Annotated in this window: 9 protein-coding genes, 1 tRNA gene and 4 pseudogenes; 9 read left to right on the forward strand and 5 right to left on the reverse strand. The window is 67.7% G+C overall.

Annotated features, from left to right (window positions below; all coding sequences use genetic code 11):
- A partial coding sequence (locus GNX96_RS21930; RefSeq protein WP_279581117.1) for an ABC transporter ATP-binding protein occupies positions 1 to 2,089 on the reverse strand: 2,089 nt, incomplete at its 3' end.
- Entirely contained in the window at positions 2,086 to 2,535 is a 450-nt protein-coding gene (locus GNX96_RS21935; protein WP_163569502.1) for a MarR family winged helix-turn-helix transcriptional regulator, read from the reverse strand. The genes GNX96_RS21935 and GNX96_RS21930, both read right to left, overlap by 4 nt.
- A 148-nt stretch (positions 2,536 to 2,683) precedes the next feature.
- On the opposite strand from GNX96_RS21935, the pseudogene GNX96_RS21940 reads away from it, so the two are divergent.
- Positions 2,684 to 4,475 (forward strand): annotated as a pseudogene (locus GNX96_RS21940) (ABC-F family ATP-binding cassette domain-containing protein).
- A gap of 587 nt (positions 4,476 to 5,062) precedes the next feature.
- On the forward strand, positions 5,063 to 5,548 hold the full coding sequence (locus GNX96_RS21945) for a DUF4383 domain-containing protein (RefSeq protein ID WP_163569503.1): 486 nt from the start codon (positions 5,063 to 5,065) through the stop codon (positions 5,546 to 5,548).
- 9 nt (positions 5,549 to 5,557) lie between these two features.
- Here GNX96_RS21945 and GNX96_RS21950 read toward each other — a convergent pair whose 3' ends face one another.
- Positions 5,558 to 6,583, reverse strand: coding sequence for an alpha/beta hydrolase (locus GNX96_RS21950; RefSeq protein ID WP_163569504.1), 1,026 nt, complete (start codon positions 6,581 to 6,583; stop codon positions 5,558 to 5,560).
- A gap of 49 nt (positions 6,584 to 6,632) precedes the next feature.
- On the opposite strand from GNX96_RS21950, the gene GNX96_RS54090 reads away from it, so the two are divergent.
- The 3 genes and pseudogenes from GNX96_RS54090 to GNX96_RS21960 all read left to right on the forward strand — a co-directional run bounded on the left by GNX96_RS54090 (position 6,633) and on the right by GNX96_RS21960 (position 8,824).
- A complete protein-coding gene (locus GNX96_RS54090) occupies positions 6,633 to 7,061 on the forward strand; it encodes a nitronate monooxygenase family protein (RefSeq protein ID WP_279581118.1) in 429 nt (142 codons plus the stop codon).
- Positions 7,062 to 7,097: 36 nt separating this feature from the next.
- Positions 7,098 to 7,616, forward strand: a pseudogene (locus tag GNX96_RS54095) (nitronate monooxygenase); the annotation flags it as partial.
- Positions 7,617 to 7,702: 86 nt separating this feature from the next.
- Positions 7,703 to 8,824, forward strand: a complete 1,122-nt coding sequence (locus GNX96_RS21960; protein ID WP_163569505.1) for an epoxide hydrolase family protein — start codon at positions 7,703 to 7,705, stop codon at positions 8,822 to 8,824.
- Positions 8,825 to 8,901: 77 nt separating this feature from the next.
- On the opposite strand, the gene GNX96_RS21965 is transcribed toward GNX96_RS21960, so the two are convergent.
- Both GNX96_RS21965 and GNX96_RS21970 read right to left on the reverse strand, forming a co-directional pair.
- On the reverse strand, positions 8,902 to 9,705 hold the full coding sequence (locus tag GNX96_RS21965) for a mechanosensitive ion channel family protein (RefSeq protein ID WP_163569585.1): 804 nt from the start codon (positions 9,703 to 9,705) through the stop codon (positions 8,902 to 8,904).
- A 94-nt stretch (positions 9,706 to 9,799) separates the two neighbouring features.
- On the reverse strand, positions 9,800 to 10,399 hold the full coding sequence (locus GNX96_RS21970) for a TetR family transcriptional regulator (protein ID WP_163569586.1): 600 nt from the start codon (positions 10,397 to 10,399) through the stop codon (positions 9,800 to 9,802).
- 129 nt (positions 10,400 to 10,528) lie between these two features.
- Here GNX96_RS21970 and GNX96_RS21975 point away from each other — a divergent pair.
- From GNX96_RS21975 to GNX96_RS21990, 4 genes and pseudogenes are all read left to right on the forward strand, one after another.
- Positions 10,529 to 10,607 (forward strand) — tRNA-Gln (locus tag GNX96_RS21975).
- A 647-nt stretch (positions 10,608 to 11,254) separates the two neighbouring features.
- A pseudogene (gene glmU / locus GNX96_RS21980) lies at positions 11,255 to 12,645 on the forward strand (bifunctional UDP-N-acetylglucosamine diphosphorylase/glucosamine-1-phosphate N-acetyltransferase GlmU).
- A 41-nt stretch (positions 12,646 to 12,686) separates the two neighbouring features.
- Positions 12,687 to 13,633, forward strand: a pseudogene (locus GNX96_RS21985) (ribose-phosphate diphosphokinase).
- Between the two features lie 333 nt (positions 13,634 to 13,966).
- Positions 13,967 to 14,215: a hypothetical protein gene (locus tag GNX96_RS21990; RefSeq protein WP_163569506.1), complete on the forward strand. Its 249-nt coding sequence runs from the start codon at positions 13,967 to 13,969 to the stop codon at positions 14,213 to 14,215.
- Positions 14,216 to 14,225: the final 10 nt, after the last annotated feature.

Here is a 14,225-nt window from a genome sequence, read left to right on the forward strand (position 1 = left end):
GAGCACACCAGCCCGGTTCGACTGGCAGGCGGTGGTGGACGCCCAGCCGGACGTTGTTTTGTTGCTGCCATGCGGGTTTCCGCCGGAGCGTACGCTTGCCGAGTTGTCGCTCCTCACCGACCGGCCCGGCTGGTTGGACCTGCCCGCCGTCCGGAACGGCCGAGTGTGGGTGCTGGACGGACCCGCCTACTTCAACCGGCCCGGACCTCGCGTCGTGCGCGGGGCCGAGGTGCTGGCGCACGTCCTGCACGGGATCGCGCTCGACCCACCGGTCACTGATTCCGAGGCGCTGCGGATCAGGATGTGAGTTGGCGAGCCGCCAGCTCCGCGTACCGGCCGCCGAGTGCCTGCAACTCGGTGTGGGTGCCGCGTTCGACGATCTCGCCGGCTTCCAACACCAGGATCTGCTCCGCGGTTTCCACTGTGGACAGTCGGTGTGCGATGGCGATCGTCGTACGGCCGCGGGAAAGCTCGTCCAGTGCTTGCTGGACGGCTCGCTCGTCTTGTTGTCCAGGGCGCTGGTCGCCTCGTCGAGAATGAGCACGGGTGGGTTGCGCAGCAGGACCCTGGCGATCGCGATGCGCTGTCTTTCCCCGCCGGAGAACCGATAACCGCGCTCGCCGACGATCGTTTCGTACCCATCGGGCAGCGACGCGATCAGGTCGTGAATGTGCGCGGCCTGAGTCGCCCGCTCGATGTCCTCATCGGTCGCATCCGGTTGGGCGAATCGCAGATTCTCCCTGATGGAAGTGTGCAGAAGCATGGTCTCCTGGGCGACCAGGCCGACCGAGTCGGCGAGCGAGTCCAGTGTGACATCCTTGATGTCGACGCCATCGATGCGTACGGATCCTTCCGCTGGCTCATAAAGTCTGGCCACCAGATAGGCGAGAGTCGTCTTGCCCGAGCCGGTGGCACCGACGATCGCGGTGGTGGTGCCGGCGGGGATCCTCGCCGACACGTTTTTCAGTGTCCAGGCGGCATCGGGCTCGTACCGGAACGAGATGTCCCGCAGCTCCACATCGCCGCTGGCCACCGCCAGTTTGGTGGCGCTTGGCCGGTCGGCGATCTCGATCGGCAAATCCAGAACTTCGAAGACCCGGCCGAAAAGCGCCAGCGAGGTGGAGACATTCGCGCCAACGGCCTGCAAAGTGCTCGCCGGCGACACGAACCTGTTGGTCATGCTGGTGAAAGCGACCACCGTGCCGAGCGAAATGGTGGTCGCCGCGCCGTGCGCGAACTCCACGCCGGCGAGCCAGTAAACCAGCGCCGGGATGATGGTCAGGCTCATGCCGCGGGTCGCGCCGCGCCACCGGCCGGCCATGGTGGCCTGCACCTCCAGGTCGGAGATCTGCCGGGACTCGGCCGCGAACCGGTCCGCCAGCGCCTGCCGCTGGCCCATCGTTTTGGCCAGCAGCACCCCGGAAACCGAGATGGACTCGGAGATCAGCGTGGTCATCGCGGCGAACCGGTGCGCCCGGCCGCGGATCAGCTTGCGCCGCTCCCGGCCCACCCGCAGCGTGATGAGCAAAAAAAGCGGCACCACCAGCAGGGCGAGCAGCGCCAATCGCCAATCCAGCACGAAAAGGGCGACCGCGACCGCGATCGCGGTGGTGCCGCTCTGCACCGCGGAGGTGGCCGTCGTGGTGATGACGTTGTTGATGCCGCCGATGTCGTTGGCGATCCGGGACTGGATCTCGCCGGTCCGGGTACGCGTGAAGAAGGCCAGCGAAAGGCGCTGGAGGTGCTCGTAAACCGAGACGCGTACGTCGTGCATGACTTTCTGCCCGACGGTGTTGGAGAGCCGGGTGGTGGCCACGCCGAGCGCGCCGCTGGTCACCGACGCCACGATCATGCCGCCGGCGAACAGGCTGACCAGGGCGAGGTCGCGGGCCGGCAGCGCCCGGTCCAGGATCTCCCGGAGCAGGAACGGCGACGCGATGCCGGCCAGCGCCTGCAGCACCACCACCAGCACCAACAGGACCATCTGGGGCACACATATGGCCGGAAGAGCAACAGGATCCGCCGCAGCGGGACCTGTGTGGTCCTTCTCGTCGTCCTTCTGCTCGGCGCGCAGGACCGCCGTCGTCATGACGCCTGCCGCAGCGACATGGCCGCCGTGCTGTCCGCGAGCCGCTCCAGCAGCGGCGCCGCGATCCGCAGCAGGGCGATCTCGGTCTCGTTGAGCTCCGCACTCATTGTCATCGCCAGCCACGCCTCTCGTTGCGCGATATCCCGCCTCAGCACCGCAGCTCCAGCTTCGGTGAGGCGTACGACAGTTCTGCGCCGGTCGTGCTCGCTCGTCTCCCGGTTGATCAAGCCGTCCTCCTCCAACGCGGCGAGGATCCGGGTCAGCGCCTGCGGCTGCAGTCGCTCGGCGGCGGCCAGCTCGCCCACAGTCAGCGGCCCGCGAACAGCCAGTTGGCCCATCGCGCTGATCTTCGACGGGCTGACCGAGCGGTCCGGTCGCTCCCGCCGCAACCGCTTGGCCAACTTGCCAGTGGCCCGCCGGACCGCCGTCACCGTTTCCGCATCCATAAGTAGCAGCTTACAAACTCCCGCAACTCATTTGGCCGCATCGACGCGATGCGTGCATCCAGCGCACGCATCGCGTCGATGCGGCCAAGAAAGTAGTAAGTAGGTGGTAAGTAAATGCGCGTACGCGTGCGTGAGGCAGGATTGAGGGGTGGCTAACCTCGTCAACCTGGAGCGCGTCGGCAAGACCTACGGCACCACGGTGCCCCTCGACGGCGTCTCGCTCGGCATCGCGGCCGGGGGACCGGGTCGGCGTCGTCGGCCTGAACGGTGCCGGCAAGTCGACCCTGCTGCGGATGGTGACCGGCGCCGAGCCGCCGGACTCCGGCCGGGCGTCCCAGCGCGGCGGGCTGCGACTGGGCAACCTCGACCAGCAGTTGGTGCTTCCGAAGGGCGTCACCGTCAGAGACGTCGTGCTGGGCAACGCCTGGCTGTCCGACGACCTCGGCGCCGAACACGAGTGGGCGTCGGACGCGCGCGTACGGGAGATTCTCGACGGCCTCGGGCTGGACCGGATCGGCTTGGACACGGTCGTCGACCCGCTGTCCGGTGGCGAGCGCCGCCGGGTCGGCCTGGCCGCGTTGCTCGTACGAGACCTCGATCTGCTGGTTCTCGACGAGCCGACGAACCACCTGGACGTTGAGGGTGTCGCGTGGCTGGCCGGGCATCTGAACGCGCGCGCCAAGATCGCGGTCCTGGTCGTCACACACGACCGGTGGTTCCTCGACGAGGTGTGTACGACCACGTGGGAAGTGGTCGACGCGAACGTGCAGAGCTACGAGGGTGGCTACTCTCGGCGTGGGTGCTGGCGCGGGCCGAGCGGGCCCGGCAGTCGGCGGCGTCCGAGGCGCGGCGGCAGAACCTGATGCGCAAGGAGCTGGCGTGGCTGCGACGCGGTCCGCCGGCTCGTACGAGCAAGCCGAAGTTCCGGATCGACGCGGCCAACGCGCTGGATCGCCGACGAGCCGCCGGTTCGGGACACCGTTGAGCTGCGCCGGTTCGCGACCGCGCGGCTGGGGCGCAGCGTGTACGACGCCGAGCACCTGCGGCTGGCCACGCCCGAAGGCCGTGAGCTGCTCGGCGACACGACCTGGCGGATCGGCCCTGGCGACCGCGTCGCCGTCCTTGGTCCGAACGGTTCCGGCAAGACGACGCTGCTGCGTACGCTCGCCGGCCAGCGCGAGCCCGATGGCGGCACCGTCGAGGTCGGCAAGACGGTGAAGGTCGCGTACCTGTCGCAGGAAGCCGTCGAGTTGCCCAACCACCTGCGCGTCTTGGAGGCGATCCAGGAGGTCGCCGGCCGGCTGCAGGTCGGCAAGCGGGAGATGACCGCCGGTCAGCTGGCGGAGCTCTTCGGCTTCGGCTCGTCGTCGCAGTGGACCCCGGTTGGTGACCTTTCCGGTGGTCAGCGCCGCCGGTTGCAGCTGCTCCGGCTGCTGATGGGCGAGCCGAACGTGCTGCTCCTGGACGAGCCGACCAACGACCTCGACACCGACACGCTGGCTGGCCTGGAGGATTTGCTCGACTCTTGGCCGGGCACGCTGATTGTGGTCAGCCACGACCGGTATCTGATCGAGCGAGTCTGCGAAACCGTGTACGCGCTGCTCGGCGACGGTCGGCTGACCATGCTGATCGGCGGCGTCGGGGAGTATGTCCAGCGTCGGGAGAAGATCGAGTCGGCCGCTGTCGCTCCCAGTTCGGTCGCTTCTGTCAGTGGCAAGTCGGCCGGTGAGCAGCGGGCCGCCCGCAAGGAACTGTCGCGGCTAGAGCGCGATCTGTCCAAGCTCGCCGAGTCGGAGAAACGCCTGCTCGCCGACCTGGCCGCCAACGCCACCGACCACGAGAAGGTCAGCGAACTGGACGCGAAGCTCCGGGACGTACGAGCGCAGGTCGAGGCCGCCGAGGAACGCTGGCTCGCCCTCGGCGAGCAAATCGAAGGCTGACCCGCCGCCCCCGCCAAAACTGTCGCCCCCGACCGGAAGACTCGGATTCGGGGGCGGCATTTTTCGTCGCCAAAGAAGCCGCCCCCGAATCGAGTCTTCGCCGCGGGTGTGACGTTTCCGCCGGCCAGGCCTTTGAGCTGTTGGGGCGGCGTCGAGTGCGGTACAAAATCCCGCAGTCGACGCCGAGTGCGGGATAAAGTCCGCCACTCGACGCTGACCGACCACTCCCGGAAAGTCCGCCACGCCCCGTTGCTTGCAGTACGCCTGGGTCCACCGAGCTTTGAAATCAGGCAAGCGACTGGCAGCCGGCAGCGTACGAGTGAGGGGCGCGAAAGTGTCAGGGCGATGCGGCAGGCTGGTTTCGGGGGCGGCTCGTACGGACGCCGAAAAGCCGCCCCCGAAGTCGAGTCTTCCCGGTGGGGACGACAGTTTCAGGGGCCCGGCGACCGGCGGTGGTGTGATGTCGGCGCGGACTGGTGTGCCCGGTGCGGCGCGGGGGCGGGTCAGCGGATACCGTGATCCCTGAGGAAGTCCGACCGTACGTAGAAGGTCGGCGAGGGCATTGCCGCTGAGGGAGTGATGGATCGATGTCCGAGCACGAGTCCGAGTTCCCGGTCGACCACCGGTTGGGTGCGGTCTATCGGGTCGGTGGCGGGCTGGTCGGCCTGGCGCTGGTGATCTTCGGCGTGATCGGGCTGGTCGAGAAGCTGCCGCTGTTCGCGCTGGTCGGGCAGCGGGTGTTGGGCCTGCCGTCCAACGGGCTGCTCTCGATCATCTCGGTGGTGATCGGCGCACTGCTGTTGATCTCCGCGCTGATCGGCCGCAACTTGGCGCCGGTCGCGAACGTGACCTTCGGCATCCTGTTCCTGCTCAGCGGGCTGATCAACATTTGCCTGCTGCGGACCCAGCTGAACTATTTCGGCTTCCAGATGGAAAAAAACGTCATCTTCAGCTTCGTGGTCGGCTTGATCCTGCTGACCTTCGGCTTCTACGGCCGGGTGTCGAGCAGGGTCCGGGACGCCGCCCGGACCCCGCCCGAATCCGTGCAAGAAGCCGAGTCAGCTCAGGCCTGAGCAGAGCTGCTAAGGGGCGAGCCGCTCCGCGAGCCACCCGAGCGCCATCGGATAGCGGTAGTCGATGCGCATGTGGGTGCCCTCGAAGAGCTCGAAATGTACGACCTCGTCACGTACCCCTACGTCGGTCAGCGCGTCCCGGAACGCCAGCGAGCCCAGGTCGAGCGCGAACTCGTCGTTCTTGCCCGCGTCGATCCATATCGCCTTCAGCCCGCGAAGCGCGTCGGCGTATTTGGGTGCCATCAGCACCGGATCCCAGTCCAGCCACCGCTGCCACAGCTCCGGGATCAGCTCACCGCTGTGCGCCTTGAAAGGCAGCTGCGGCTTCCCGTCCTCAGACGCGGAGAAGGCGGCTGAGCAGCCGAGCGTCACCAGCAGCGGGATGTCGGCCGGTTTGGTGAACGGCGGCCGGCTCTGGAAATCCGCCCACCACTGGAAAATGTCGCCGTCGTAGTCGCGCAGGCTGCGGACCGCGCCAATGAACTCCGGAATGTACGACACCTCGTACAAGCTGTCGCCGGCATGGGTCGCGAGCGCACCGAAAAGGTCCGGCCGCAACATCGGCGTGATCATCGCGCCGAAGCCGCCGGACGACTTCCCGGCGATGCCGCGGTGCGCGGGATCGGCCAGCGTCCGGTAGTGGGCGTCCACATAGGACACGACTTCTTCGCATAGGTACGAGTGATATTTGCCGGTGCCGGGGGAGTCCACGAACTGGCTGCCGCCGTACGCGGTCCAGGCGTCCACGAAGACCACGACCATCGGCGGTGCCCCGTCGACGAAAAGCCGGTCAACCATCTCCGGATAGGGCTGGCTGTACGGGTTTCGGTTCTCCCACATCCCCAGATGGCCGGTGTAGCCCTGAATCACGTACACCGCCGGATAGCGCCGGTCGGTGTCCGCGTCGTAGCCGGGCGGTGTGTAGACCCACAGCGGACGCTCGGCCGGGTCGCCGAGAGGGTTGTCGCGCAGCAGTTCGCTGGTGATCGTCCGCTTGTCGAGCCGGCCGGCGAGTTCGGCTGACCATGGCAGCATTTGCGGCTCCTTATAGCGTTCGTACGGGAGAACGCGCTAGAAAGTGGGCATGATCGCCACCGAACTTACCCGCCGGCTCGGACTGCGACTGCCGATCATCGGCGCACCGATGGCCGGTCCCGGGCTCGGCGCGCTGACCCGCGCGGTGAGCGCCGCCGGTGGGCTCGGCATGCTGGGCGTCTCGAACCGCTCGGACGCCGCGTTCGTACGCGAGGAGGCGGCGATCGCGGCGGCCGGCGGCTCGCCGTTCGGGATCGGCCTGCAGCTGTGGGCGATGGACGGCCAGCCGGGCCTGTTCGACGAGGTCTGCGCCTCGGGAGCTGCCCTGGTGGCGGTCTCCTTCGGCGATCCCGTGTCGTACGTCAGGCCGCTGCACGAGGCGGGCGCGCTGGTCGCCTCGCAGGGTGAGTACGGCCGCCGCCGAAGCCGTCGCGGCCGCGCGTGCCGGCGTCGACGTGGTGATCGCGCAGGGCGCTGACGCGGGTGGGCACAGCGGTGCGGTCATCGGCACGTTGCCGCGCTGCTCCAGACGGTTCTGGAGGCGCTCGAGGGCAGCTCGGCAATGGTGGTGGCGGCCGGCGGGATCGGCACCGGCCGCGGCCTCGCCGCCGTGCTGGCCGCCGGTGCGCAGGCCGGCTTGGTCGGCACCCGGCTGTTGGCCGCCACCGAGGCCGCCGGCAAGCCTTCGGCGAAGCGGAAAGTGATCGAGGCTGACGCCGAGGACACCGTCCTGACCAGGGTTTTCGACATTGGCGCCGGCCTCGCGTGGCCGTCTCGCTATCCCGGCCGGGCGTTGCGCAACGACTTCGCCGACCGCTGGCACGGGCACGAGGAAGCGCTCTCAGTCGACCAGGCCGAGGCACGTACGACTCTCGCGCAGGCCGCTCGCGACGGCGACTACTCGCAGGCCGTCATCTACGCCAGCTCGGCGGCCGAGTTCGTCCGGGCCGAGCAGCCGGTCGCGGAGATCCTCGACCAGCTGGCCGCCGACGCCGAACACCACTTGGCCGCGGTCCGGGACTTGCTCGCCTAAGCCGGCTGGCTAGTCGTTGGACGTCCCAATGACCAGTGTTATTGTTGGTGGCACCAACATTGGTGATACCAACGATAGGGTACGCGATGAGTGACGACATTCGGCCGTACGAGCTGCACGTCCCACAGGAGCGGCTGGACGATCTGCGCGACCGGCTGGATCGGACCCGCTGGCCGGATCAGCCGCGGGAAGCGGCGGACGACGGCCTTCCGCTGGACTACGTGAAAGACCTGGTGGAGCGCTGGCGGGTGTCCTACGACTGGCGGGAAAAAGAGGCGGAGATCAACAAATTTCCGCAGTTCACCACCGAAATCGACGGCACCACGGTGCATTTCCTGCACGTACGCTCGGTCGAACCGGATGCGCTGCCGCTGATTCTGACCCACGGCTGGCCGGGTTCGTTCCTGGAGTTCCTCGACGTGATCGGCCCGCTGACCGACCCGCGTTCGGATGGCGGCGATCCAGCGGACGCTTTCCACCTGGTCATCCCGTCGCTGCCGGGCTACGGACCAGCCGGCCCGCTGCCCGACCGGGGCTGGACCGTCGAGCGGATCGCGCGGACCTGGGTGACGCTGATGAGCCGGCTCGGCTATCACCGTTACGGAGCCCAAGGCGGTGACTGGGGATCGCCGATCTCTCGGGTGGTCGGTCACCTGGCGCCGGCCGAGGTGGTCGGCGTCCACCTGAACTACCTGCCGACCGTGCCAACCGGAGACCAGGCCGGATTTTCCTTGCTCGACGCGGAAAGAGTGGCAGCGGTACGGAAATTCCTCGCGAACCCGTCCGGGCACACCGTCCAGCAGGCGACCCGGCCACAGACTCTGAGCTACGCACTTGTGGACTCGCCGGTGGGGCAGTTGGCGTGGCTCGCCGACAAGATGGTCAGCTGGGCCGACCCGACCACCCCGATCGATGTCGACCGGATCCTCACCAACGTCTCGCTCTACTGGCTGACCGGCACCGGCGCGTCGTCGTCCCGGCTGCATTTCGACAATACGGGCATCCGCGGCCTGCCGATCCCATGCCCGGTGCCGATCGGCGTCGCGGTCTTCCCGCGAGATCTGGTGCCGTCGATCCGGCCGCTCGCCGAACGCTCGTACAAGATCGCGCGCTGGACCGAGTTCGACCGCGGCGGCCACTTCGCCGCGCTGGAGGTGCCGGACCTGCTCACCGCCGACATCCGCGCCTTCTTCCGTGACCTACGGTAACCCTGTGACGTCCGCAACGCCCCGATGCGTGCGCCAGATGCACGCATCGGGGCGTTGCGGACAAAGCTTGGTGACGGTTAGTTAGTGTGCGGCAGGCGCTCGGTGGGGTGGTCTCCATTGGTGCCGGCGTACGCACCGGCCATCGTGCCGTTCTCTGGGACGGTGCCGTTGCTGACCGGGTGGGTCGGCGCAGCCGCGGCTGGCGGCGGAGTGGTCGCCTTGAGCTCCTGCTCCATGCGGTGCAGCCAGCCGTCCGTACGCTGCTGCATCGGCCGGACCAGGCCGCCGCCAATACCGACGACCAGGATGCCGCCGATCGTGCCGAGCACGAAGATCAGCACCGGGGTGGTGACGGTGGTGGCGATGTCCAACTGGTTCAGCGCCGCGATGATGCCCAGCGCCACCAGGAAAACCTGGGTCAGGGTGCCCAGCAGCGGCGCGTACGCGCGATTGCCCAACGCGGACCTGATCAGGTCGCTGACCACCTTGCCGATCGCCGCCGCGACGACCACCAGCACGATCGCCACCACGATCCGCGGCAGGAACGCGATCACCTGGTTGAGCAGCGCGCTCACCGGGTTGTCGGTGCCGAACGGCAGCAGCGCGAGCTGCAGGGCCATCAGCAGGATGAAGTAGTAGACCAGCTTCACGATCAGCCCGGTGGCGTCGAAACTGGCCCGGCTCATCATCGCGCCCAGCCCGGACTTGTCAATCAGCTTGGGAAAGCCGGTCCGGGTGAGCAGCAGCTGTACGGCTTTGGACACGCCCTTGGCGATCAGCCAACCGATCAGCAGAATGACCAGGAATCCGACCAGTTTCGGGACGAAGGTCGCGATCGACGTCCAGGCCGCGCCCAGTCCACCGATTAGTGCTTGAAGCATCATTCCCCCTCATCTACGCATACGGGACATATGCATTGATAAGGCGATTCTCCCGCTGGCCCATACCGGCAGCAACTTGGCAGCGCGGAAAACCTCAGCGACGGCCGCGCAGCCGCGGTTTCTTCTCCAGGTTCGACAAGCCGTTCCACGCCAGGTTGACCAGATGCGCGGCCACTTCCTCTTTCTTGGGCCGGCGCGCCTCCAGCCACCACTGCCCGGTCAGCGCGACCATCCCGACCAGCGCGTGCGAATAGAGGGTGGCGAGCTTGGGATCGTCGTACGACTGAGCCTTGAATTTGGCGGCGAGGATGTATTCCACCTGGCTCGCGATGTCCCCGATCAGGCTGGAGAAGTTGCCGGTCGCCGAGGTGACCGGCGAGTCTCTCACCAGAATGCGAAAGCCGTCGGTCTGGGTCTCGATATACGTCAGCAGGGCGAGCGCGGCCTGCTCCAACAGGATGCGCGGGTGGCCGGAGGTCAGCGCGCCGGTGACGGTGTCGAGCAGTTGGCGCATCTCCCGGTCGACGACGACGGCGTAGAGGCCCTCCTTACCGCCGAAGTGCTCGTAGACCACCGGTTTGCTGACGTTGGCTCGGGCCGCTATCTCCTCGATCGAGGTCGCCTCGTATCCCCGCTCGGCGAACAGGCTGCGCCCGATATCCAGCAACTGCTCGCGGCGCTGCTTGCCGGTCATCCGGACCCGGGGCACCCGAGACTCCGCTGCCACGGTTCTCCTGCGCTGCTCAGTCACTGCCCCATGGTGACAGGTGCCCCGACGTTAAAGCGTCTTGGCTGTGGGGGCGGTACGGTATGAACGCGTCATTCCCGGGTTGCTCTGTTGGCAGGGGCCGCCAGACTTTGAATCTGGACTAGCGACGTAGGTTCGATTCCTACCCCGGGAGCACAACTGGTGGTCATCGAGGTGCCCTGGCCGGCCGCCGTGCCGGCGCCGGTCCGCGAGGACCTGGACCGGCTGCTGACCGACGCCGTTCGCCCGGCGGACCGGTCGATCCGATGGACGGGTCGCTTCCGTCCGTACGGCTACCAACTGTCCGCCTCTGGTGAGATCACGCCGCTCCCGGTCGACACCAAAGACGTCGACGAAGCCCTCTCCATTCTCCGCGAGTCGGTGTCTTTGGAGGCCCATCGCGCGGTGGTGGTCTGCTACGACACCCGGCTGCGCGAGGAGACCATCGACGCGGTCGCGGTGGAACTCAGCCACCAGGACACCCCCCCCGCTGCTCCTGCTGCGGCGATATCGCCATCGCGGGATCCTGCGAGCGAGCAGTCTGGTACGACACACCTGTCGTACACGCCCTCCGCCCCTCCCGCTGAGGCCGTCGACCTCCGCGCCCGAACTCGACGTTTTCGTCGTCAAACCGGCGTGTCGGGGACGAAAACGTCGAGTTCGCGACGGGTACGCCCCACGGAAGGGCCGGCGTACGGGCTACTACCATGTGACCTGGTGAATACGCTGGAAGGGGAAACCCGCGTGAGGAGTGTCCGTCCGGCCGCCGTCGTCGTTCTCGCCGCTGGCCACGGCAAGCGGATGAGGTCGACGATTCCCAAGGCACTGCACGAGATCGGCGGACGTTCGCTGCTCGGGCACGTGCTGGCGGCGGCGGCCCCGCTCGGTGCTGACCGTACGGTGGTGGTCGTCGGCCACGGCCGCGACGAGGTGAAAGCGCATCTGGCCGAGATCGCGCCGGCCGCCGAGGCGGTGGTGCAGGCCGAGCAGCGCGGCACCGGCCATGCCGTGCGGGTGGCGCTGGAGGCGTTGGAGGCCAACGCCGGCACGGTCGTCGTGCTCAACGCCGACGTGCCGTTGTTGCGCCAGGACACGCTGGCCGGGCTGGTCGCCGAGCACGCGTCCTCGGGCCGCGCGGGTACGGTGCTGACCGCGCGCGTCGAGGATCCGACGGGCCTTGGCCGGATCGTCCGTGACGGCGCCGGAGAGCTGGCCGAGATCGTCGAGGAAAGCGACTGCGACGACCTGCAGCGGACCATCCACGAGATCAACGCCGGCATCTACGTCTTCGACGCGGCCGCGGTGCGCGATGCGCTGTCCCGACTGTCGACCACCAACGCGCAGGGTGAGGAATACCTGACCGACGCGGTGGCAATGCTCGTACGCGAAGGCCGTGGCGTCGGGACCTATGCGGGAGCCGCTGAGGAGGCGCTGGGCTGCAACGACCGCATCGAGCTCGCGCGGCTCGGCGCGGCGCGCTGCTGCGCGACGCCGTGCTGCGCCGCTGGATGGCCGCCGGCGTGACGGTGATCCCCCGGCCACCACTGGGGGTGGACGTGACGGTGGAGCTGGCGGCGGACGCGGTGCTGCTGCCCGGCGTCCAGCTGCATGGCGAGACCAGCGTGGCCGCCGGCGCCGAGATCGGCCCGGACAGCACGCTCACCGACACCCTGGTCGGCCCGGGCGCGAAGGTCATCCGCGCGCACTGCATGGGCGCCCGGATCGGCGAGCGGGTCAGCGTCGGCCCGTTCGCCTACCTTCGGCCCGGTACGGTGCTGGACACGGCCGCCAAGATCGGCACGTTTGTCGAGGTCAAGGGCTCGCAGGTGGGCGCGGGCAGCAAAGTCCCGCACCTGTCGTACGTGGGTGACGCGACCATTGGCGAGCAGAGCAACATCGGCGCGGCGAGCGTTTTCGTGAACTACGACGGCGTGCACAAGCATCGGACGGTGGTCGGCAGCCACTGCCGGATGGGGTCGGACAACATGTACGTGGCGCCGGTGACCATCGGCGACGGGGCGTATTCCGGCCCGGGACGGACGGTGATCCTGGGCGATGTGCCAGCGGGGGCGCTGGCCATACCGGGTGCCAAGCCGCGGGTGATTGAGGGATGGGTCGAGCGCAAGCGGCCGGGGACCGCGGCGGCCGAGGCCGCCGCGCGTGCCGCGGCCGAGCAAAACCAGGGGGAGTAGTCATCGTGAACAGCCTGCAAGCCGAAAACCGCAAGAGCCTGATGTTGTTCTCCGGCCGGGCCTATCCGGAGCTGGCGGACGAGATTGGCGCACACCTCGGGTTGCAGCCCACCCCGACCGCCGCGTACGACTTCGCCAACGGCGAGATCTTCGTCCGGTTCGAGGAGTCGGTACGCGGCTCGGACGCCTTTGTCGTGCAGTCCATGACCACGCCGATCAACCAGTGGCTGGTCGAGGCGTTGATCATGGTCGACGCCCTCAAACGCGGTTCGGCCAAGCGGATCACCGTCGTGCTGCCCTTCTTCCCGTACGCGCGCCAGGACAAGAAGCACCGCGGCCGGGAGAGCCGATCTCGGCTCGGCTGGTCGCCGACATGTTCAAGACCGCCGGCGCCGACCGGATCCTCACCGTCGACCTGCACACCGCGCAGATCTCCGGGTTCTTCGACGGCCCGGTGGATCACCTGTTCGCGCTGTCGATCCTCGCCGACTACGTGAAGCGGACGTACGAGGGCCGCCAGTTCGCGGTGGTCGCGCCGGACTCCGGCCGGGTCCGGGTGGCCGAGCGGTGGACCGACGAGCTGGGTGGCTGCCCGCTGGCCTTCATCCACAAGACCCGCGATCCGCTGATCCCCAACCAGGTGGTGGCGAACCGGGTCGTCGGCGAGGTCGAGGGCCGTACGTGCGTGCTGGTCGACGACATGATCGACACCGGCGGCACGATTTGCAAGGCGGCCGACGCGCTGTTCGACGCGGGCGCTGGTGACGTGATCGTGGCGGCCACCCACGGCGTGCTGTCCGACCCGGCCACCGAGCGGCTGAAGAACAGCCGGATCAGCGAGGTGGTGCTGACCAACACGCTGCCGGTGCCGCCGGAGAAGAAGTTGGACAAACTGACGCTGCTGTCGATCGCGCCACTGATCGCGCGCGCTATCAGCGAGGTGTTTTCGGACGGATCGGTCACCAGCCTGTTCGGCGGAGTCAGCTGAATTTCTTTTTGTGATCTGGACCATCGAATTCCGTACTGGTTCATTACTTTTCTCGTACGTCCCGCGGAAAACTCTGTCACCGGCGAGAACACTGGTCGCTGTTCGGTAAGCGGACAGACCACAAATTAGCTGTCCGTGATGACGGTGATTGCCAGGTGTTACCAGGAATTCATCCGATCAGTCATTGTTCCCGCTGCGTAAGTATGTTCCGGCACATGCTTTGTCCCCATAGGGTCAGGAAACAGGTCCCGCGATGGGGAGGGCGATTGACCGGCGTGCTGTCTTGTGGTCTGGTTCGTCCAGATGTGCGCGTTCTGACGAAGGGCGCCGGGTGTGACCACAGATCCCCAGACCACTGACCAGACCGTGACGCTCGCGGCTGTCCGCCCGCCGGAGCCGACCGGCCGGCGGCTCTCGCTGACCCACGCGCTCGCCCCGTCCCGGCGCAAAGGCCGAGGTCAGTTCGCTTTCAGCCAGGCCGTGCTGGCGCCGGACCCGGTCGCCGACGTGCACGAACTGCCGGCCTTGCCGGTACGAGTCGAAAAAAAACCGACTGGGAGCAGCGTTATGTCAGCCTGCTGACGCTGGTCGA

It is taken from the genome of Fodinicola feengrottensis (assembly GCF_010993775.1).
GTDB classification, from domain to species: domain Bacteria; phylum Actinomycetota; class Actinomycetes; order Mycobacteriales; family HKI-0501; genus Fodinicola; species Fodinicola feengrottensis.

Excerpts from the sequence above, each read along its gene's own strand:
- GNX96_RS21970 (WP_163569586.1), bottom strand. The coding sequence starts at position 10,399 with ATGACCGGCAAGCAGCGCCGCGAGCAGTTGCTGGATATCGGGCGCAGC.
- GNX96_RS21935 (WP_163569502.1), bottom strand. The coding sequence starts at position 2,535 with ATGGATGCGGAAACGGTGACGGCGGTCCGGCGGGCCACTGGCAAGTTG.
- GNX96_RS54090 (WP_279581118.1), top strand. The coding sequence starts at position 6,633 with ATGATCGCCACCGAACTTACCCGCCGGCTCGGACTGCGACTGCCGATC.
- GNX96_RS21960 (WP_163569505.1), top strand. The coding sequence starts at position 7,703 with ATGAGTGACGACATTCGGCCGTACGAGCTGCACGTCCCACAGGAGCGG.
- GNX96_RS21965 (WP_163569585.1), bottom strand. The coding sequence starts at position 9,705 with ATGCTTCAAGCACTAATCGGTGGACTGGGCGCGGCCTGGACGTCGATC.
- GNX96_RS21945 (WP_163569503.1), top strand. The coding sequence starts at position 5,063 with ATGTCCGAGCACGAGTCCGAGTTCCCGGTCGACCACCGGTTGGGTGCG.
- GNX96_RS21950 (WP_163569504.1), bottom strand. The coding sequence starts at position 6,583 with ATGCTGCCATGGTCAGCCGAACTCGCCGGCCGGCTCGACAAGCGGACG.